We start from the raw sequence: 22,092 nt of genomic DNA on the forward strand, positions 1-22,092 counted from the left end.
AGTGAACCACGAGTCCGCAAACGTCGCCCCAAAGCTTACCCCTTAATGACCAAACCTCGGCACGAATTACAAAATCTTTTGCAAACGGCTTAAACCACAAGCGTTTCAGCTTTTCTTAGTGCCATTCTTTGCTGAGGGTTGAGGAATAAGTTCAAAACCAAAAGCCTGAGCTTTCTTGTGGAGGTTATTGACCAATCGCTGAAAGCCTTTCAGAGCTTAAATATCCCGGTTTTGCCTATACATTTAAGTTCCTGTTAGAAAATAAAGGCTTTATTCACGATGGTTAATCGCGAATAATTTGGGGATTCAATCTTGTGGTTCTTCCTCTTCTTGCTCAGACCCTAATGGCACTAATAAAAGCCGAAATACTTGTGGTTTAAGTGCTTTGTAATTGCTTGCGTAATTCATGCCGGGGTTTCGTCATTAGGGGATAAGCTTTCGGGCAGCATTTGCGAACTCGTGCTTCACTTCTGCCAGGGCGATTGGGAACGAGCCATAAATTTCAATAATTTGAATAGCAGTTAAAGTGATATCAGTTGACAATAAAATAATTGGTTCTTTAGCTCCTTTCACTACCACTACTTTGACTTTTGGTTGAAATCCACGAATATAAACTTCTCGCTCTACAGCTTCGATTTGAGTAGGTTTACCATAAATGTTGACTGACAGTGACTGAGGTTTGAACTCTTGAAGTAGATGTGCCAGTTTCCATTTCCCATCTAAAATTAAAGACTTCTTTGATTCATTTTCAATTCTCTTATCCCAGGCAACAGCATCTTTTCTCATGCGAGTAATGACATGAATTACTTTATCAACTAAGGGAGATAAGAACGGGACTTTACTAAAACGAGTAATTTCAACAAAAGTTTGGCTATTTTTAACCCGCTTTTGAACAAAAAAATATAGTATTTAATTAGTTGACTTTTGGTGTTACAGATGTTACAGTTTTTTTGAAAACATCTTCTAATACACGAAGAGTCTCAAGCAATAAGCTAATGAGTTCCGAGATTCAATACTTCTACTAATTTTGAAGTAACTGTAATAGTTGCAAAGATGCGAACAATGGCGAAGGTATTGACTGATTCAACCTTAATGAGAGAGTAACTATTGATATGGTGAAGAGATTTAAGTCCAATATTTCTCTGGTAGTACTGATAGCAGCCTCACTCGGCAGCTTGAGTGCTTCTACAGTACTAGCTGATGTGTTAGTAAGCAGTTTGGCAACAAATGAAGTGTTGCGATTTGATGAAACAACAGGACAATTTCTTGGTGCATTTGCAACTAGAGGTAGTGGCGGTCTGCAATCACCTTTTGGTTCGAGGTATGGACCAGATGGTAACTTTTACGTTAGTAGTTTTAATACTGGCGAGGTGCTTCGCTACAACGGTATAACTGGACAATTTATTGATGCTTTCGTACCAGCCCACAGTGGTGGACTGACTAATCCTAGAGCAGTAACCTTTGGTCCCGATGGCAACTGCTATGTTGGTGACGCAGCTACTAACAGCATTCTACGTTACAACGGTAAGACCGGGGAATTCATTGATACTTTTGTACTACCAGGTAGTGGGGGTCTGTCTGACCCTTTTATCATAAATTTTGGTCCAGATGCGAATGTATATGTCGCTAGTTCGGGGACTAATAGTGTTTTACGTTACGATAGGAAAACTGGGAAATTTATTGATGCCTTTATCCCCTCCGGCAGTGGGGGGTTGAAAGCACCGGTAGGTATAGCATTAGGGTCGGATAACAACTTTTATGTCGGTAGTTCAGCCACTAGCAGTGTTCTACGGTATCATGGCAAAACTGGGAAATTTATTGGTGTTTTTGTTCCCTCTGGTAGCGGCGGTTTGAAAAACCCCAGAGCAGTAGAATTTGGGGGACCAAATAATGATCTGTTCGTTGGTAGTCTCGATACTAACTCTGTCCTACGTTATGACGGCAGGAATGGGTCTTTTCTGGGTGTGTTCGCTTCTAGCGCTACTAGTACCTTGACTAATCCTAGAGGTATTACTTTTACTCCTTCAATCAATGGTGTTGGTGCAGGCGCTACAACCCCCCTAAATAACAAATTCTTCAGAGAGCGAGGTGCTAGCTTCACTGTGAACGGTAGTGGTACAGGCCGTGCTGCTTTCAATGCTGGAACGGCCGATTTGGGCTCTGGTCCGGTTGACATTGACTTTGTGTCAACTGCGGTGGCTCCCAACCAATCTATCTTTGACTTTTATCCTGATGGTAAACGCGTAGTACGTATAAATAATCTCGACTTTGCTGTTGCATTTCCTTATAACGTACCTGGTTTTAATGGTCAGCTTAATTCAAAGCAAGTTTGTGGTTTAATTAGTGGAACCATCTCTAACTGGAGTGAAGTAGGTGGTCCCGATCTACCTGTTAGACGCGTTTATCCTGGCGATCCTAGCGGTCTCAGCATTACTATTAACAACGGATTTACTAAGCCTGTCTGTGGGTTCTCCTTGGTAGATAGTAGTGGGAACGTTGATCTCCTTAATCCCAATCCAGCGAATGATATTCCTGTTCCACCTCCTAATCCTCTTGTTTTTAACTCTGATAATCTAAAGGGTTTTGCCGGAGGTATAGTTAGTACAGTTGCGAAGACTCCCGGGGCAATCGGCTATGCTGAAGATGTCATAGCTAGAAATGCAGGACTCCCCCTTATTATCAAGAATAGGTCAGGAAAGCCGTTTTCTGCATCTGCTCAGAACTACGTCGTTTTTCGTACTTCCTACCGCACTCGGACACAAGCAGATCACGCCAGAGTGGTGTGTTTGTACATTGCAAATTCTAGTAGAGATTACGCACAAAGTGTTGGTTATCTTCCGCCTTCGGGATCTTCAGATAGCTGTAATAATATCCGAAAATCCTGGTCATGGCATGGCAGATGATATTTACCAAATTAGGGCAAATGTTGTCTTGTCTACTATTACCAACTTTCACTTCGTTGGTATTTGAGATAGTTCAAATTGTACTAATTAGTAATTATAAGACTCCTGTCTGATTTCCGAACAGGATTTCAGATTAAGATCCTACAGTCTCTTAACCCATAGATATTGGGAAGCTCCACTTCCTCTTTCCTGATAAGAGTCAGAGCCTCTCGGAATACATTCTCAGTCTTAAGACTGGGAACGAGGTCACACAAGCCTTTAGGTTTTTCTTAGTGCCATTCGTCTCAGCATGTTTTCAAAAATCAAATCGGAGTCCTATATGTATCAAATTGTAGCCTCCTTATGTTTGGGTAAAACAGAAGAGAGTCAACAAGCTGAAACCTAAAGATGACAAGCTTTTCCAGCCTTAATTTCCGTTTAAGCGCGGATCTTGGCTCAATACCTACCCTGCAAGGTAGATTCAGAAGCCCATCTTTAAACGCAACTTGGCATCAATTCATCTTTTAGTCTGTGTAAACCGATAGAAAAAAGTAACAGAGATTTATGTTAAAAAATCAGGCAGATATCGATATTAGGTTTGATAGTGTCTCTCAGGCACCTACAATCCTTCCTGATAAACAGGGGCTAGTGAGTCTTGTTATCACTAATAGAGATACAGCAAAATATCAAGGATCTTCTTTAAGTCTCAATATCTATGCATCACCCGACGCAATCCTTGATAAAAGCCGCCTCAACACTCCGAAAAAGATAATTAAACTCTCAAATGGTTCATTCACCTCTAGAGATCCTCTCGAGGGTACAGATGAGTTATTGGGTACTTTACGCATCCCAAATGTTAAATTGAATCCGGGTCAGTCTCAAAAAGTTACTGTAGACTTTACTAGCTCTGATTTGCAGAATCCAAGTGTTGTAGCACCAGGAGCCTATTATCTAATAGCTGAAATTAGTCCAAGCACCACCTCTCATAAAGCTAGTGAGAAAAACAAAGTAGCCAGTCAATTCATTTCTACTGGCGATCCTGTTATTGTTTGGAATGCAACGACTTTGAATGCCACAGTAGCTGCGGGAAAGGTTTTGCGTGATGAATATGGTGCGATTATAGAACGTCGGATTGGAACTGGTCCTACATTAGTTTCACGCAATCAGGCAATTGTTCATGCAGCAATCTATGATGCTGTTAACGCGATTACCCAAAGTCATAAGTCTCTTTATGTAAACTTTGATGCCTGCGATTCTCGGGTTGTGGGTGCATCGCTTGAGGCTGCAGTTGCTGGAGCAGCTTATACAGCCCTGGTCAATATATATCCCGATCAAAAAGCTACATTCGACGAACAGCTGAGCAGGTCTTTAGCGCAAATACCGGACGGTAGAGCAGAGCGTAAGGGTCTTGCTTTAGGAAGAACTGTCGCTGAGCAAATATTAAAATTACGAAGTAATGACGGTTCTGCTCAAGCAGGGCAGGTACCTTTTAAAGAAGGATCTAACCCAGGTGAATGGCGACTAACTCCCCCGGATTTTGGAAAACCAGTATCGCCAGGGTGGGGTCTAGTTACTCCCTTTTCACACAATATACCCGCTCGTCGAGCAGGAGATGATCCAATTCCTCGCCTGCAACAGTTCAACCTGACTGGTCCGGTAGAATTTGGTAGCAAACAGTTCGTGGACGAGACAAATTTTGTCCGGCAACATGGCGGTCTCGATAATACTAATGCAACTAAAATTGTTCGCACTGCTGACCAAACTGAATCTGCTTTATTCTGGTCTCTTGATCGCCCGGACACTTTTAAACCTGCGGGTCAGTGGAACGAGATTGCACAAGAGCTCGCCTTGGAAAAGGGTAATACGTTAGAGGAAAATGCCCTCTTGTTTGCCCAACTAAACATTGCGGAAGCTGATGCAGCTATCCTTACATGGGATGCCAAGTATACGTATAACCAATTGCGACCGATTACCTCAATCCGGCAAGAATTACCAATAGACAAATCAGACGTAGTTCAAGATGTTGACTGGAAACCACTGCTGGTAGATTTCAAGCCTGAAGAGTACGGCGATTTTCCCTTAACTCCAGCGTTTCCAGACTACTACTCGGGACATGCTGCATATGGTAATGCAGCAGGTCAAGTTTTGATTAACTTCTTCGGCAACAACACACCTTTAACTCTCGTTTCGCAAGATTTACCCGGTGTGTCTCGTTCATACAACACTATTCTGGAGGCAATAGAGGATAATGCTGCAAGCCGAATCTATGGAGGAGTTCATCTTTCATCGTCTGCAATCACCCAGATACCAACATTAGGTGGTGTAGATCCGAACCTCACCATTTATCCCACTGTTTTTTTAGGTGGTCAGGTAGCAGACTTAGTGAGCAGCTTATTCTAGTATACCAAACTAAGAGTCTACTGCTAAATTAAATAGGACTAGCCCTTTCAAGGTGATCAATGAAGATACGTTGTTTCAGTGCTACCCTCTTGAATCCTCTGCTCAGATTTTGGGCTTTTTAAAGGTTGAAATAATCAATCTTCGTTCCAAATGTTACCACCTTTAAAGGGCTGATTAACCCTCTTCTTTCACTTTTGGAAAACAATAATCCCAACCAAATTTGAGACTTTTATCTCATCAATGTTTCAGACTTTATTTTCTAAGAGAAACTAAAATTTTTAGATAATAAAGTCGAAATTAAAGTCCTGTAACACTTTATATTGCATTTCTCTCAAAGTGACAAAATCGGGTTATGTTTATTTCATTTATTAAATAGGAAAGAGATATAACCCGATTTGATACTAAAAATATCAGCTTCTATTTTTGTGCATAGTTACTTTTGTTTTTGTCAAAATTATTGTTATTTTGAATAAAACTTTGCATAAAAAAATCGGTTAAACCCGATAAGTTAAAGATAAATCGTAAGGAATAGAAAGATGACGACATTAACAACATTGGACAATTTAGAAACCAAAGTCTCCTTTACAGAATTATTTCAGGCTGAAGATTTAGAGAACCTTATAAGAGCAGTAGAGGTATTTGCCCACAAAGCATTTAAGAACAAAAATAGTACGGATTGGAGAGAACTTCAGTTCATGCTATTCGATATGAATTTACGCCTAATGCAGAATGGTTATAGACTAGGCACGTCGTATTCATTAAGTGAATGGGTAATACGTGACACCATTGAACGGATCGAGAGACAGTACCAACAGCAGGAGCATATCTCCAGCAAACTGAAGAACTTAGAAGTGTTCATGCCGTGGCTAAAAGAGCGCATTAGCACTCACAGAGTAAACCACCATCCATTATTTGTTCTGTTTGACAACGACGATTTAAATTCCGAGGAAATACGCTATTTTCTGGCAAATTACCGAGTCAACATGTAGCGATTCCACCTGCACGTTGCTGCTTACAGTCTAATTGTACCCTTTGAGATGCGAGAGGAACTCTACCACAATCTGTACGATGAATTTGGTCAGGGTAATTTTTCCCAGGCACACCCCAATTTGTTTGAGCCATTGATGAATTCCTTCGGTAGACCTCGTGAAGACGACATTAACCCGGAAACTTGCCACTTATTAAATACCAAAATTAATATCTGTTGGTTTGCAGACGGTTTGCATTATGGTATGGGAGGTATGGGTGCCTTAGAACTAGCAATTCCACTGCAGCAACGCCGAGTTCTAGCACACTTGCGTAGGCGCGGATTAAGCGAGGAAATGGTGAAGTTTTTTGTTGTACACTGCGAACTTGATGAAGAACACGGTGAAGGCTGGTTCAATGCTGGATTACCATACATACGCACAGATGAAGACTTTCAAAAAATCTTCGACGGTGCAATGCGTATGTTAGAAGCCCGAGCTGGGGTGTATGACGGTATTCTCAAAGGCATTCTTTCACGGCGCTCTCAGCAGCAAGTTAAAAAATCTTGAGATACATCAAATGCATTTCTATAAAAGCTTGAACCCTACTACATTCTTGGAACGCAATGGCCAGGTATTTCCTGACAAAAAAGCAGTCATTTGCTCCAAGAATGTAATTACTTATGGCGAGATGCTGCATCGCTCACGCTGCTTAGCACAGGCATTGAATCGGCTACAGGTCAATTATGGAGATCGGGTTGCAGTATTGGCAGAGAATAGCTCAGAGGTTATAGAAGCCAACTTTGGCATTCCAGCAATAGGCGCTATTTTAGTAATGCTCAACCCTTGGTTGACAACTACTGACCTTGTGTATATGCTTGGTCATTGTGAAGCAAAAATTCTAATTTTAGATGCTCACTTTGCCCATAAGATACCATCTGAAATTCGTACTTCTCTCACGAACCTGCAACACATAATTATCTTCAATAGCCTCAACCAAGAGTCACATCCTGGAGTACTTGACTATGAAACTTGCCTAGCAGCAGAGGATGGGAGTTGGATTCTAGATCAAATTGTCTCTGAGGAATTAGACCCCATAGCAATTAACTTTACCTCTGGTACAACCGGGCATCCAAAAGGTGCGATCTGCACCTACCGGGGGGCGTACCTAAATGCAATTGGCCAAGTGCTGATGATGGGACTAAATAAGGCATCAAAATACTTGTGGATGTTGCCAATGTTTCATGTCAATGGCTGGGGTCATATATGGGCTAATGCAGCAGTAGGTGCAGTACAGGTTGTTATTTCACACAACGACAGAGGAAAACAAGCAGAACTAATCAGTATGCTGTACAAACATAGCATTACCCATTTGTGTGGTGCACCACGTTTTTTACGGTTATTAATAGAGGCATCAGAGGACAAACAAGCCTTTAAAGGACTTACCATCACTACTGGCGGTGCAGCTCCATCACCTACACTGATTCAGTCTTTGGAAGAGAAGGGTGTGCGTGTTGTACATCAGTATGGTTTGAATGAAACCTACGGACCTTATGTAGTGTGCGAAGAGCAAGATGAGTGGGAGAATTTGCCGCCCGATCTTCGTGCTACACATCTTGCACGTCAAGGTATGACAACGATTCATGCAGGTACAGGCTTACGCGTGGTGGACAAGGAAATGAAGGATGTTCCTAGCGATGGGCAGACATTAGGTGAAGTTGTAATGGCAGGGAATACAGTTACGCTGGGTTACTATAAGAATTCTGAGGCAACTGAAAAAGCATTTCGCGGTGGGTGGTTCCACACTGAAGATATGGCAGTTGTTCATTCAGATGGTTACCTAGAAATTCGAGACCGGATTAAAGACTTGATTTATGTAGAAACGGACTATGGTTGGGAGAACATATCCTCACTCGAAATTGAGAGGTTTTTGTGCCGACATCAACAGGTACGTGAAGCGGCAGTGATTGGAATATCAGTAGATGACAAGCTGAAAAATTCCCCAATTTTAATGGCATTTGTAGAAGCATTAGACAAGACTTTGATTACAGAGGAGAACTTGTTGGAGTTTTGCAGTAATGAACTAGCTCCATACAAGCAGCCCCATATAATTTGCTTTACTGACTTACCCAAAACAGTAACTGGTAAGGTTCGTAAGGATTTGTTAATGGCAAATGCCGCAAGAATTGCCATTTCCCGCAGTAGTCTAGAGCATTCCTAAACAAATTCTACAATACAACTTTTGGCGAAAGGCAAAGAGTGAAGAGCAGTCCTATGAGAAGCACAAAGTATGAAACGTAATACAATTTGGGTTATGGCAATTACCGCCGGAATCGCCGTAGCAAACTTGTACTACAACCAACCGCTACTTGCAGAGATGGGACGAAGTTTTAATGCTTCCGCTCTGCAGGTAGGTTTTATCCCGATGCTCACACAAATCGGCTATGCCCTAGGAATACTCCTGTTTGTTCCATTGGGAGATATGATCGAACGTCGAAGACTGATTGTGACCATGTTGGCTGCAACAGCCTGTGCTTTGGTAACTGCGGCTGTGTCCCCAAGCATAGTCTGGCTTGCTAGTGCAAGCCTAGCGATTGGTATCACCACGATTGTGCCTCAACTAATCCTTCCATTTGCCGCCCATCTTGCTAAACCAGGAGAGCGAGGAGAAGTTGTGGGAAACGTGATGAGCGGTTTATTTATCGGCATCCTCTTAGCACGAACTGTAAGCGGGTGGATTGGAGAAACATTAGGTTGGCGAGCAATGTACTGGATCGCAGGCGGGCTAATAACTTTCCTTGCAGTTATAGTCTTAAAATTGCTGCCCAAAAGTCAGCCATCGCTAAAGCTGTCTTACCAAAAATTGATACACTCTTTATTAGGATTAATTCGCTCTCAGCCTGTATTACGGGAAGCTTCGATGATTGGATTCCTCTCATTTGGAGCATTTAGTGCCTTTTGGAGTACTCTCGCATTTTTGCTAGAACAGTCGCCCTATCACTATGGTAGCCAAGTAGCAGGTATGTTCGGCTTGGTAGGCATAGTTGGGTCTGCTACTGCCCCTGTTATCGGAAAAATTGCAGATAAAAAAAGTCCTCGTCTGACGGTGGGATTAGGTGTGACGATTACGCTTTTGGCGTTTCTTGTGCTTTGGTTTTTTGGGCTTCATCTGTGGGGGCTTGCGATCGGAGTCATTTTGTTGGACTTAGGAGCACAATCCACTCTTGTGTCGAATCAAGCACGCATTTATAGCCTGTTACCAGAAGCCCAAAGTCGTTTGAATACGGTCTATATGGTGTCCAATTTCATGGGTGGATCGCTAGGGTCTATTCTCGGTATCTATGGCTGGAGTTGGCTGCAATGGAATGGAGTTTGCTTAGTCGGATTATCAATGCTTGCAGTGTCCTTGGCTATTTTCTTTAGAGGGTACAAGTGTTCAATTTCAGTTCCATCCCAGGAATAAGATGTTCCAACTACGTTACAAAAGTAGTGTTTAATCAGACAAACACAACGAGAGGAAATGTCTCATAAGAGTGAGCGTGAAATTTACAACGCTAATCAAGACTTACCAACTTATACAAGGAGAAAGCAAAATGTTTGATGTTGTTATATTAGGCTCAGGGATGTCTGGCGCGATTCTGGGTATGATTCTTGCTAAGAATAATGCTCGTGTATTAATCATTGATGCAGCACAACACCCAAGATTCGCCATTGGTGAATCAACCGTCCCCGATACAACAAAACTACTGAAAATCCTTAGCGAACGCTTCGATATCCCTGAAATCAATAATATCTCTGGGTTTGTTGAAACAAGACACAATGTAACATCTAGTTGTGGAATCAAGCGCAATTTTGGCTTTGTATATCATCGTGAAGGTCAGGAACAGAACCCAAATGAAGTCTATCAAGTGGTTATCCCAGATGCTTTTGACGGTCCAGAAGTTCACTACTTCCGACAGGATGTAGATTCTTATCTCATCAATGTTGCCAAAAATTACGGCGCAACAGTTCGTGAGAATACACGAATCGCCAATATCTATTTTTCCGAAGAAGGTGTTTCCTTGGAAAGCGAACAAGGAGAGAAGTTTGAGGCTCAATACATTGTTGATGGCACAGGTTATCGTTCAGTTGTAGCGAACAAATTCGGATTGCGGGAAACGCCTTCTCGATTCAAGACGAATTCGCGTAGCATTTTCACCCACATGATTAATGTCAAGCCTTTTGAAGATTGCATGCCGGAGGGAATTTACAATGTACCCAGAAAGTGGTCTCAAGGGACGTTACATCACTGTTTTGATAGTGGTTGGATGTGGGTGATTCCATTTAACAATGGCCCAGAGCCGGAGAATGCTTTGGTTAGTGTCGGACTACAGCTCGATTCGCGAAAATTTCCAAATCAGAACATTCCGCCAGAGAAAGAATTCCAAGACTTCATTGCCCGCTTTCCGAGCATGGCAAGACAATTTGAATCTGCGAAGTCGGTGCGTAACTGGGTTTCTACTGGAGATCGCGTGCAGTATTCTAGCAAGCGGACTATCGGTTATCGCTATTGCCTCACATCCCACGCCGCAGGGGCACTTGGTCCACTGTACTCCCGAGGACTGGCATCAACCATGACTGCCCTTTTACCCTTGGCTGAGGAGCTTTTAAGAGCGATAAACGACGGTGACTTCTCTGAGGAGCGCTTCGAGCGAATCGATCAGTTACAACAATGTACGCTAGATAACGTTGATGCAATAGTGCGAGGCTCTTACATCTCCTGGCGCAATTATGATCTCTGGAACGCTTGGGTACGAGTCTGGTATGCATCAGTCAGTCTTAGCCGTCTTCACATGGAGGCTGTACATAAGAGATACCGCCAGTTCAAAGATCCAGAAATTCTCAGAGAATTACACCTTCCCCATGTTGGTACATTTTGTCCATCCATTGACGCCTATCAGGAATTTTTTGGCGCGGCAGTAAAAATTATCGATGCAGTCGAAGCTGAAGAAATTTCTGAGTCGAATGCAACAACTCAGTTATTCAAGCTGTTCAAAGAGGCAGATTTCTTACCACCTGTCTTTAATCTTGATAAACCAGAGGTAAAACATAGCGGTCAGTATGACTTTGAGCATTGGTTAAACCTGGTTACGTGGGGATATTTTAAATCTCCCAAAGAAGTGAAAGAGAAGCTTTTCCCCGGACCTGGGGAGGAAAATCTTACCAAATTCAAGAACCGCTACGAGGAATCCATCAACGATCCTCGCCTAAATGAGATCAGAAAATTCCTCGTAGATACAGTTAATAAGCAAGCTATATAAAATCCAGGTCACAGGCTTGCCCAGGCAGGGCAGGCGCATCATGTCAATAAGACTAGTCTGTTGAGAATAAACTCCTAAATAATCTCATTAATCTCTGCTTATTGACAAAGATTTTAGAGATCGCATTGAATCGTGGAAAGTGAATTAAGCGATAAATCCTGATTTCTTCGTTGGTTTTTCATTTAGTTGCGATCCAGAGTACTTTAGATGCGTTTACCCTGCCCAGGTCTCAAGTAGAAGTTGAGTGGATTGCCTAACGCATCCACCACAGCATGAATCTTGGTACTCAATCTCCTCTTTGCACCTACACTGTGTTGATGGGCAGGGACAATTGTGGAATCAATCATCGCATATTCATTGTCGGCATCATCTGCCAACTACTGAAACACCTGCCTTCAAACGAAATAGTTTTTGACCATCGACTGAAGCGGATGCGAATCAACCTAAAATCCCCGAATTGTGCTGGTACACGCCAGGAGATGCCTGCTCGATAACGACATAAAACTGCTTTGACAAAACCTACGAAAATTAGAGATTTGCCATGTTAACAATGGATATGCCATTATCGGTTAATATTTTGGGATTTATATCATTAATGACTTATGTTATTACATTAATACCCACAAATCTTAAAATCGTTTTTCCTCATACAAAAGAAACTGGTATTCCTCAATTTTTACTAAAATACCGCCGTTCCATAGGAATTATAGCCTTTTTTTTTGCCTTGGGACATAGTTTCCTATTAGTAAAAAAAAGAAACTTGGATTTTTTAGATTTAAAGACGTTTTGGATCTATATACAAGGAATTACCACTCTTACTATTTTTTCACTTTTGGCTATTACCTCTAATAATTGGAGTATTAAGAAACTGAAGAGAAACTGGAAGAAATTGCATCAAATGACTTACTTTGCTATATTTTTGTTAATTTGGCATATTTTGGATAAAATGTCGGGACATTGGACATATTTAACACCTATTGGAATTGCTATTATTACTGGAATAACAATTTTATTTCTTATCCGGCTATGGATTATATACCAAGATACAACAACAAAAAATAAACGTAAAATAACTAAATTAAATAATTAAAGAAAAGAAAGCAATGAATAATATTTAAATGAAAAAATGTTGGAATCAAATCACAAAAATACCGAAACCATATTCTTGCTCAACTAGCTTTACTGCTAACGCTTTTTACTTCATGCGCATCTGAGCGATCATCAATATTTTTTTTGTAGTTCTGTTATCCTAAGAGCTAATTTGTAAACTCAAGTAAAGTACTTGTCTAGCAAGAGTTTCATGAATTTAAGTCAATAAAGCACTTATTATCCCTCATCTGTCACTTTCCGGCAGGGCAATCGCTAGAAACCTCATGAGACAATCAATACAAGCTATACTATTAGAAAAAAAATCGTTTTTGTATTTGTTATTAGAAAAGAATCGCGTGATCGCTTGCTATACAGAAGCTCTAGAATTCAGAAATGGTAAATGTTTTCGGAGAGTGACAGAAGCTGTTTACGGAGGCGCTCGCTTCCGTTATGGATGGAAGAAACAAGTCAAATCCTCTTCCCTTCTGCCTTCTGCCTTCTGCCTTCTGCCTTCTGCCTTCTGCCTTCTGCCTCCTGCCTCCTGCCTCCTGCCTTGTTTCTTAGGAGAGGGATAGCTGAAACTTAGACTTAGTTACGAGTTGAGTACCCTTAAGATTTTCTTTACGAATCAGCTCTAAGAGGATGTTTGAAAAGTTTGGTAAGGTATAATTTTGCCCTGATAATTAGCCTCAACTGCAATGAGAAATCAAGGTTTTAGCCCTATATTCAGATGCCTAAATGTACTAATTATCATCTCAAACGACCCTTTTCAAACAACATCTTAGCTTGTAATGCTGATTTATTATGTTCAATGTTAGATAAATAAATATTTACCTCCGTATTTTATCGTATCTTTTTTTCAAAAACCAAATCAAATTTCTATATGATGTTAAAAATATTTTTTTACAAAGTTTTAACAATATTAGTAATCACCATAGTAGGAATTGTTGTTTTGTTCGTTCATCAAACTAAAACGCTTTTACAACCAACCTCATTCACATCAGCCTCTCAATCACTATTTGTTACTCAATCTATTAAAACCCTTCAAGGGCACTCAGCATGGATTTATACAATTGCCATTAGCCCAGATGGTAAAACTTTAGCTAGCGGTAGTTATGATGGCATAATTAAGATTTGGAATCTGCAAACCGATAAATTATTTTATACTATTCATGGTCATGCCAATGCAGTTAAATCCCTTGCCATCAGTCCTGATGGGCATATTTTTGTTAGTAGCAGCTGGGATCGTCGGATTAAATTGTGGGATCTAGAAACTGGCAAACTAATTCGTACTTTATCAGGACATGCAGACGATGTAGAGTCTGCTGCTTTCACGCCAGACATGAAAGTTTTAGTTAGTGGCAGTTGGGATAAGAAAATCAAGCTTTGGAATGTACAGACTGGGGAGGTGATCAACACTTTGAATCAAAAAGACGGAGTTAGATCTGTTGCTATCAGCCCGGATGGAAAGCTTATAGCTAGCGGCACTGATAACGGAAAAATTATGATATGGCAGTTGAAAACGGGCAAATTAAAAATTTCCTTAGCCGCGCACCATAGGGCCGTTTGGTCTGTTGCTTTCAGTCCTAGTGGCAAGCAGCTTGCTAGTGGCAGTCATGACCATACGATCAAGTTGTGGAATCCTCAGAATGGTCAATTACTTGGTACTCTTGTAGGACATAGTAAAGCAGTTTGGTCTGTTGCTTTCAGTCCTAATGGCAGACAGATTGCCAGTGGCAGTTACGATCGTACGATTAGGCTGTGGAATTCCCACGATAGGCGATTAATAGGCATTTTTAGAGGACATAATAAAGCAGTTTGGTCTGTTGCTTTCAATCCTTTCGGTCATAAGCTTGTTAGTGGCAGTGCAGATGAAACTATCAAGATTTGGCAAGTGCCTTCACCCTAACAATGTGATTATCATTTAGCGTTGTATAATTGAAGTATTAATTCAATTGTTCGCCATACGATATCCAAGGTGTACATCAACTCATATTCGCAAAAATGAGAAAAAATGGGATAATCACTTCAATACTTTGCCAAAATAAGAGCCTATATAAATTTTGGCAAAAATGGTAAAATTAAGCATATATAAGCGGTTTGAGGAAAATGTAATTTTGAATCTGAAATCCTTATCCTGCTGTCAATACGTAAAAAAACCTTGTGGAAAACCTTAAAGGAATTTTTAGGATTAATTGTTTTTACCAACCCTCAAAGAAATGGGAGTTAATGGTTAAAGTATCATCATCTCATCCTCGTAAATTGGCGAATTTATTGTTACTTCAAACAGATAATATCTGGAAAGATGGTAGTATTCATCGAAGATGAATGTCATTTATTATGAGGAGATATCTGCGGTTATGCATAGGGTAAAACCGATGAATGAACTGCAATACCAATGCTCAATCAACGGAAAGGAAAGATTTATAATGAAACATTCAATTATGAAAACCAAGAGTTTTTAGGAAAATTATATGGCTCGGTAATTCCTAAGTCAACCATTGCTTTTTTAGAATATTTACTTACCTCGACTTTAAAGAGGGTTCTGTGGTGCTGCAACCACTACCCGCCTGCAAGCTTGAAGTGATCGCGTAATTTCTACTTCAATAGACCTCTTGCAAAAATAAATTGGGTGCGGCTCTTTTAGGAAGACAATAAACTACATTTATATTACATGGTTCTAATCTGCTCTATATCTAATTTTCTACTCTCTAGGCAAATACGTAAAATTAAGCGATCACAGATAAATCAAACCTAAAAACAGGCTTTTAGGGTGTAATATGATGCTACAAAAAAGTTATGTTTCTATTTTTGAAATTTGAACGGAGTATTTTGAAAATGCTTAAAGCCTGTAATTACTGCTCCACAATAACTTTAGGCTTTATGGACAGACAAAAAGCGTCTTTTCAAAAGAGCCGCACCCAAATAAATTATGGTACAATGGAGGGCTTTAAAAATTTGCTTTCTATCTCTATCAGACATCCCAATGAGGTAACAAAAATTCTCTGTATAGATTCTGATATGGATTTTTTCTCAAACCCTTTATCATACTACAAAATAATTATGCAAGAGGTCTAATTACGAAACACCATGCGACGCCAATTTTTTTACATCTGTTAGTAACAATATCCTAATTCAAACATTCTTATGATGAATTTGTATTCACTTAGCTTACGTGATGCTCAAATTGATAAGTGCTTACCAGATCAACAGGAATTACTGACCACGATAGCAGTGCAAAACCAGCTAAGATTCGCATGTAGTCAGGTTCCTTTCTGGAATAGGCGTTTAAAAGAAGCTGGGATTGCTCCCGAAAAGATTAATAGCCTTAAAGACTTTGCATATTTGCCTCCTCTCTCTAAAGAAGAACTGCGCAATCTTTCTCCTTGGGAACTTGTACCACAATCGAGCCGAGCTAACCTCTACATCTGTCGGAGTACTAGCGGCACGACTGGAAGCCCCACTTCTGCCTTTTGGACGCGTTCAGATTGGCGAGCTATGACTGAAACACTAGCTCGCCTCTTGGAAATCCACAGACCAATTACAAACATCGTTGCATTTAATGGCTACCACCAAGGGCACACTGCTGCCCCGGCTTACGATGATGCGATTCGGTTGCTGAATGGTATTTGCATTCCTCGGCACTACCTGGCTGATGATGAGGATTCTACTCTGACTCAGATAAAAACATTCAGGTGCAACACCCTTATACTTACACAACGTTCGGGATTAAAGAAAAGCGGTCGAACAGTCGAAGATCTCTTGCAGTATCAACCTGATTTTTTTTCTCAATGTAACCTTCGATGGTGGCTTGGTTCAAGCAGCCTATTTACAAAGAAGATTCGTGAAATTGCTTATCAGCAAGGGGTTATCTCAATAACTAACTTTTATGGATCTTCAGAATTTGGTATCCTTGCTGTTTCTTGTCAGATCAATCCTGACGAATTTCATCTCATACTTGGGCATGTTTTTGTTGAAGTTATTGATCGAGAGGGCTTTCCAGTATCACCAGGTCAACGCGGACGTATTGTTGCCACTCGGCTGCTAACCTCTGACTTAAATAATGGGTTAGGACCACATGAAGGCTCCCAGTTTTTTCGCTTGGCCAATGGAGACGAAGCAATGTTTCTCAGCGGGAAATGTGACTGTGGCTTAAGCAGCCCACGCTTTCGAGATGTTTGCCGGGGCGTTGCTAAATAAGAATGTAGATTGATAGCTAATAATACAGCGCTTCCGGCTATTATGCAATATAGTTTTCTCCTTGCCCCTCTCCTATCATCGCTTTCAGCTTTTAGGATGTACCTCATAGCTGCCGGAAGTGCTGTATACTCAAGCATTTTGCGTAAAACTAGGAGCCATTCTTTGCAACTACTGGTAGTGACCGTTTGGTTTCCTTCGTTATCTACGATAGAACTTTAAACACATGAGTAAATCGATAAATGCCTCGTCTGCTCACGCCTGAAAATTTGGGGCAGAAGGATTGTAACCTTTCTGGTGTATATTTATACCACCAAAGCTCTTGAAATATTAAAAGAGTAATCACTGCTATTCGCAAACTCATTTTACGTTTAGAAAAACTACATGAATAAAATACTCAGTTCTGCCATAACACTTTTCGGAATGCTCATTGCTTTACCAACCCAGGCACAAGTGGGAAACGGAAGCTATGCTTTAACGCTTGATCTTGCAATTGAAGCAGCGAGGGAAGCTGTGCGGTCTTGCGAAGTCTCAGGTTATAAAGTATCTGTGGTCGTTGTTGATCCATCAGGACTTATTAAGGTCCATCTCAAAGGTGACCATAGCGTAGTGCATACGAAGGATACTGCATTCCGCAAGGCCTACACCGCCGTAACAATGGGACCGATATTTAACTTAGAGACTGGTACTCAGTTCGCTGCCTTTTTAAAAACCAATCCCAACGCTTTATCCTTTTTAACCATACCGAATATCATTTCGTTGCCAGGAAGCATTGCTATCAAAGCCAAAGGCCAAATCGTTGGGGCTATTGGCGTTGGGGGTGCGCCTGGTGGCGAGAAGGATGAGGTTTGCGCACAGGCAGGCGTTACGAAGATTTTAAAGAAGCTTCCCAAATAGCCCTCTTGTGTCACTATCGCGGTAGTATAATAATGTACAAAACCTAGAACAAAGACACAGAGCATAGTAAAGCCTCGTTCACCCATTAAAACCCTCAAGTTTGTGGATGAATATTGCTTGTGGTATAAAAACCTGTTTTCAGATGTTAGGAATTTTGAAGCTTTCAGAGGCTGTTTCTAAAGAAAAGTAAAGCGAACAGTTTGGAGGAGTAAATCAATTCCAAAATAGACAAGGAGTTTAAATCTAAGCGCCAATGATATTAATACCAAATTCAGCCTTGTGGTCTATAATCCAATCAAAAACGGAATCAATACGTTTTAAATTTCTTAGAGACCCGCACCGAGTCATTAGTTTGATTGGCAGTATCTGACATTTAGGCGCGATACCCAAAATTGTTTTAGCCACTTTGGCTCTTGATCCCAAAGTTTTTGCCATAATAACCCAAGGGATTGGCCATTCTCAGGTTCTATCGCTAAGGCACTGTGTAATATTAAACCGTTACCTCCCTTACCAATTAGGCCCATAACGAATGGCACTAAGAAAAGCTGAAACACTTGCAGTTTAAGCAGTTCGCAATTGAAGAGCGTAATTCATGCCTGAGTTTTGTCATCAAGGGGTAAATTTTGGGGCGGCGTTTACGGACTCGTGGTTCATTTCTAGCAGGACGGCCGAGAACAGCCTTGTGAGCAATAACTTTTAGCAAAGTGCGATAAATTTGGAGACGTTTTGTTGAAGTTGCTGCTAATAATTTGGGAATAAAGTTAATTAAATGGTGGCGAGTACCTTGAAGTGATAGGTAAGAATTTGCTTAACTGGATAGACAAAGTGCGATCGCTAAGATTGATTGAGAATGAGTAAAAAAGGCACAAAAAAACGCCGAGACTAAAAATATCTAAGAAAAATGAGGGTCTCGGCTATGTCTACCATTGTATCTCGCCTGGATATAGAACAAATCTTCTGTGACGTAGATGATTTTTGTAACCAGTGGGAGAACTTGTGGCAACAAGTACCACAGTTACCATCCACCAAGGGGGAGCGTCGCAGTTACTCAAGAATGCATTTATCAGAAGTGATGACAATCGTAATTGCATTTCATGGTAGTGGTTATAAGGTATTGAGCCGAGATACCTGTTACTCCTGGCAACTACGGCAAGGTAAATTACCGAACACGAAAGCTGCATTATACCAACGGTTCATAACAGTGTTCTCTGAATCATATTTGGGATGCGCTCTTTCACCCAATGGTTAACCAAATATGCACGGTCGATTTGCAATTCTTCGATGTTTTCAAGAGTTATTTGTTGGGCATTTAAATCAGACTCAATGTCTATAGTTACAGATGCTTCTGATGTGTTTGCCCTGGTGACACCAACAGCCCTGACCATTTGTAATTCTAAGTCTTTGAGAACATGACGTTTGTAGCCATCAAATTTTTGACTGCGGCTTTTACGCCCATGACGCATATCCTCATCTTCGATGGAAATACGTCTATCCTTCGCCACTGCTTTACGTTCGCGTAGCGTCCTGCAGGGAAGCTTTGGGGAACCATCCGATGCATCCTCCACATCTTGTGTTTCAATTTGCCTTGCATCTTTGAGACTCTTGTTTACCTGATTCTTTGTTTTAAAGTCCAAATCAGTTTTTTGCTCTACCCAAGACTCAACTGAGTTTAATGCTTGCAATATTGTAGATAGGGCAAGACTGCAAGATTCTGGGTCATCCCAATCTAAATCCAAAGCTGCTTTGAGGCTACTTCCAGTGACGATTTCTGCCCCTGCACTTGCAGCCACATCTGCCAAATCTTGTTGATAATTCTGGGCTATAACTTCTAATGTTTTTCGTAGTGCATGACCCAACAAGTTGTACGTATCTTCAACTCTTGCCGCTCCCCATAGCGGACTTGAATCTAGCGCCACTTTTAACGAACGCGAGTTATAATCTCCTTATTTTTGTGCCATACAAATCGTTTTTTCAATTAACCGTCGGTCAAACGACTTTGACATTAAAAGCGCACGAAATCTCACCAGTGTTCCTTTCCCAAAAGGTGGTTGCTCACAATCAAGACAATCTAAAACTAACTGCCATCGTCTATCCATTTCAATTGCTTCCATTGCCTCCTCATCTGAAACCCCTGTATAGAACCCATTTGACATCTTTTACTATCTTGAAGTACAGTTACCGCAAAAGCCGTATCCAGCAGTCATGCCGTACTCTAGCAGCCTAACAGACGAAGAGTGGGAAATCCTTGAACCCCTACTGCCTCAGATATTGCCGCCTAAGAAGCAGACCAGACCCTCGAATTGGACAAAAAGAGAACTCTTGGATGGCATCTTCTATCAACTGAAGAATGGCTGTAATTGGGAAGACTTGCCATTCGGACTTGCCCCCCTACTCAACCGTATATTGGCATTACAAGCAGTGGCGGGCTGAAGGAGCGATCGACAAACTAATGGGTATCTTACATTCTCAAGTGCGTGAGCAAGTAAAAAAAAACCCAAATGGACGACGTTGATCATAATTGACTCCCAAGCGGTGAAAAACACTTGTAATGCTAGTGTTGAATCGAAAGGATATTGTTTCTACAAATCGACGAATGGGATTAAGAGGCGAATGGCACTAAGAAAAGCTGAAATATTTGCCTGGTAAGGGGTTTAGGAAACTAATAGTTTTAAGGTCGGGAATCAGAATAATCTGCAACTTTCAGTTTGCGATCGCTGCTTCATTAGCCTACGTTTTTCCAAAGTGATGAAACCCTTGTAAATAATACATTTGCGCTTTTCTTAGTGCCATTCGATTAAGAGGCATCTAGCCGTTGATACCCTGGGGTTTTCCTTCTTTACTCATTGCACCAAAGCAAATGTATCTGATGATAAGGGTTTGATTGAGATGTTGACTAAAAACATTGGTTATTTCCAGTCGAAGCCCGTCAATATTCCCAAAATCACCATTCTGCTAGACCACGGTTATCACCTTGAGTATTTGAGAGAGGAGTTAGAAAAAGTTTATCCCCAAATGATGACGAAAATCCTCTAGCAAGTTTTACCGCTCTAGAAAATTAGTGATAGTAAAGTTGCCACGCCATCACCCAGAACGAAAATTCAGTAATATCAAACAAATAATCTTAGAATGTTCGCTCATCGAATGTGTCCATTACTTGCTTCGCTCGTATTCTATATGCAGCCGCTTTAGCGCGATTACCACATAAGGACATGCTACACCACCGGCGGGCGTGACTCTTTGTTGTATCATAGAACCAGAGCGTGCAGGTTGGGTTCTCGCAGCGGCGGATCAGTCTAAAATCAACATTACAAACGCAGTTGACAATTTCGTCGGCAATGATCTGTCGCAACTGCTCAGGCTGCTTCAAGTGGCGATGTTTTTTGCAGACTAATGCACTTGCTGCCTCCTGCTCCGAACTGGCCGCCTCAATCTGCTGGAAAGCTTGATCCTGCTCTAAAAGGCAGTTTAACGGCTCCAGTTCTGCAAGCACGGACAGGTTGATCCGGTGCCCTGCATGGCGGGTGATAAACCCACGCAGCCATTCCCTTAAGTGACGTACTTCTTTCGCAACTGCGTCGAGTGTATTAGAACTATTCTCAGTTTGGAAGCGTTGCGCGATCTCAAAGTCGAGCATTCTGGCACTTTTTAGCCAGTCAAGTAAGTCCGAGCCACTGGAAAGCCACTCAATTGACTCTCCCTGTGGCGCAGCTATGCTGTTCAGAAAGTCCAATGCCAGGTGACCTGCTATGAAAAATGGTTCTGGACCCAGTTTGACCATTGAAAACGCCTCGATAAGAATTGGACTTATTAGAAATAATCCTAGCGTGGCAAAACTTACTAGAGAAGAGCGGAAATCCTGTAATCTTGACCTTGTAGCGAAATAATGGTGCAAAAACTTGGCAAGAAAAAGTTTAAAACCAGAGGCAACATCGTTTGAAGTACTCGATTGTGTTCAAAAAAAATGCCATTTGTGCTATTCAATTTAATTAAACCTTGGCTAAAAGTCTTTACAGTTCCTAAGTTATCTGAAGGATTTTTTCATCTCCAAATAATTGTCAATAATTTGACTCGTTCAATTTTTCAAAACTTTAACGTCCCTTATTTCTATTTTTCCTCTGCCTAGATGTAGCGAACTGCAAACATAAACGCTTCAAACCGCAAACAAGGCGATTTTGAAACCACATTAACTGCAAATAAGGGGGGTCTCAAAACCACATTATTTGCAAATGAAACTGCAAACATAATTTTCAAACTGCAAACAATGGTTTTCAAACCACATTAACTGCAAATAAGCCGTAACCTTTATGGTAATTGAGTTACAGCATTTATGGCTCTATAAGTGTCCAAATTAAACGAACTTTT

At 41.1% G+C, this 22,092-nt stretch carries 18 protein-coding genes; 14 read left to right on the forward strand and 4 right to left on the reverse strand.

Features of this window, described 5'->3' with window-relative positions; all coding sequences use genetic code 11:
- Nucleotides 1-423: 423 nt before the first annotated feature.
- The gene (locus LC605_RS21280; RefSeq protein ID WP_229549519.1) at nt 424-786 is read right to left on the reverse strand and encodes a hypothetical protein; all 363 of its coding nucleotides are present in this window, start codon (nt 784-786) and stop codon (nt 424-426) included.
- A 326-nt stretch (nt 787-1,112) separates the two neighbouring features.
- On the opposite strand from LC605_RS21280, the gene LC605_RS21285 reads away from it, so the two are divergent.
- The 12 genes from LC605_RS21285 to LC605_RS21340 all read left to right on the forward strand — a co-directional run bounded on the left by LC605_RS21285 (nt 1,113) and on the right by LC605_RS21340 (nt 18,979).
- Nucleotides 1,113-2,903 carry a substrate-binding domain-containing protein gene (locus LC605_RS21285; RefSeq protein WP_229549521.1) on the forward strand — a complete coding sequence of 597 codons (1,791 nt, stop codon included), beginning with the start codon at nt 1,113-1,115 and terminating at the stop codon, nt 2,901-2,903.
- A gap of 627 nt (nt 2,904-3,530) precedes the next feature.
- Nucleotides 3,531-5,282, forward strand: a complete 1,752-nt coding sequence (locus LC605_RS21290; protein ID WP_229549522.1) for a vanadium-dependent haloperoxidase — start codon at nt 3,531-3,533, stop codon at nt 5,280-5,282.
- Nucleotides 5,283-5,818: 536 nt separating this feature from the next.
- Complete coding sequence (locus LC605_RS21295; RefSeq protein ID WP_229549523.1) at nt 5,819-6,271, forward strand: hypothetical protein; 453 nt, start codon at nt 5,819-5,821, stop codon at nt 6,269-6,271.
- 33 nt (nt 6,272-6,304) lie between these two features.
- The gene (locus tag LC605_RS21300) at nt 6,305-6,817 is read left to right on the forward strand and encodes an iron-containing redox enzyme family protein (RefSeq protein ID WP_369010364.1); all 513 of its coding nucleotides are present in this window, start codon (nt 6,305-6,307) and stop codon (nt 6,815-6,817) included.
- 10 nt (nt 6,818-6,827) lie between these two features.
- Nucleotides 6,828-8,468 carry an AMP-binding protein gene (locus tag LC605_RS21305; RefSeq protein WP_229549525.1) on the forward strand — a complete coding sequence of 547 codons (1,641 nt, stop codon included), beginning with the start codon at nt 6,828-6,830 and terminating at the stop codon, nt 8,466-8,468.
- 69 nt (nt 8,469-8,537) lie between these two features.
- Nucleotides 8,538-9,710, forward strand: coding sequence for an MFS transporter (locus LC605_RS21310; protein WP_229549526.1), 1,173 nt, complete (start codon nt 8,538-8,540; stop codon nt 9,708-9,710).
- A 130-nt stretch (nt 9,711-9,840) separates the two neighbouring features.
- Complete coding sequence (locus LC605_RS21315; protein ID WP_229549527.1) at nt 9,841-11,547, forward strand: NAD(P)/FAD-dependent oxidoreductase; 1,707 nt, start codon at nt 9,841-9,843, stop codon at nt 11,545-11,547.
- Nucleotides 11,548-12,088: 541 nt separating this feature from the next.
- Nucleotides 12,089-12,637 (forward strand): ferric reductase-like transmembrane domain-containing protein, encoded by a 549-nt coding sequence (locus LC605_RS21320; RefSeq protein WP_229549528.1) that lies wholly within the window; start codon nt 12,089-12,091, stop codon nt 12,635-12,637.
- A gap of 882 nt (nt 12,638-13,519) precedes the next feature.
- A complete protein-coding gene (locus tag LC605_RS21325; protein WP_229549530.1) occupies nt 13,520-14,545 on the forward strand; it encodes a WD40 repeat domain-containing protein in 1,026 nt (341 codons plus the stop codon).
- 1,238 nt (nt 14,546-15,783) lie between these two features.
- Nucleotides 15,784-16,836 (forward strand): phenylacetate--CoA ligase family protein, encoded by a 1,053-nt coding sequence (locus tag LC605_RS21330; protein WP_229549532.1) that lies wholly within the window; start codon nt 15,784-15,786, stop codon nt 16,834-16,836.
- Nucleotides 16,837-17,217: 381 nt separating this feature from the next.
- Complete coding sequence (locus LC605_RS21335) at nt 17,218-17,730, forward strand: heme-binding protein (protein WP_229549533.1); 513 nt, start codon at nt 17,218-17,220, stop codon at nt 17,728-17,730.
- A 916-nt stretch (nt 17,731-18,646) separates the two neighbouring features.
- Nucleotides 18,647-18,979 (forward strand): hypothetical protein, encoded by a 333-nt coding sequence (locus LC605_RS21340; protein WP_229549534.1) that lies wholly within the window; start codon nt 18,647-18,649, stop codon nt 18,977-18,979.
- Here the strand turns inward: LC605_RS21340 and LC605_RS21345 are convergent.
- Both LC605_RS21345 and LC605_RS21350 read right to left on the reverse strand, forming a co-directional pair.
- On the reverse strand, nt 18,924-19,646 hold the full coding sequence (locus tag LC605_RS21345) for a hypothetical protein (protein ID WP_229549535.1): 723 nt from the start codon (nt 19,644-19,646) through the stop codon (nt 18,924-18,926). The genes LC605_RS21340 and LC605_RS21345 overlap by 56 nt on opposite strands.
- Nucleotides 19,647-19,673: 27 nt before the next feature.
- Nucleotides 19,674-19,883: a transposase gene (locus LC605_RS21350; protein ID WP_229549536.1), complete on the reverse strand. Its 210-nt coding sequence runs from the start codon at nt 19,881-19,883 to the stop codon at nt 19,674-19,676.
- A gap of 49 nt (nt 19,884-19,932) precedes the next feature.
- On the opposite strand from LC605_RS21350, the gene LC605_RS21355 reads away from it, so the two are divergent.
- Entirely contained in the window at nt 19,933-20,160 is a 228-nt protein-coding gene (locus LC605_RS21355) for a transposase (protein ID WP_229549537.1), read from the forward strand.
- Between the two features lie 363 nt (nt 20,161-20,523).
- Nucleotides 20,524-20,763 carry a transposase gene (locus tag LC605_RS21360; RefSeq protein WP_309143274.1) on the forward strand — a complete coding sequence of 80 codons (240 nt, stop codon included), beginning with the start codon at nt 20,524-20,526 and terminating at the stop codon, nt 20,761-20,763.
- Between the two features lie 88 nt (nt 20,764-20,851).
- On the opposite strand, the gene LC605_RS21365 is transcribed toward LC605_RS21360, so the two are convergent.
- Nucleotides 20,852-21,508: a CGNR zinc finger domain-containing protein gene (locus tag LC605_RS21365; RefSeq protein ID WP_229549538.1), complete on the reverse strand. Its 657-nt coding sequence runs from the start codon at nt 21,506-21,508 to the stop codon at nt 20,852-20,854.
- Nucleotides 21,509-22,092 lie beyond the last annotated feature (584 nt).

The sequence above is a fragment of the Nostoc sp. CHAB 5836 genome (assembly GCF_020829445.1).
Lineage (GTDB): Bacteria > Cyanobacteriota > Cyanobacteriia > Cyanobacteriales > Nostocaceae > Nostoc.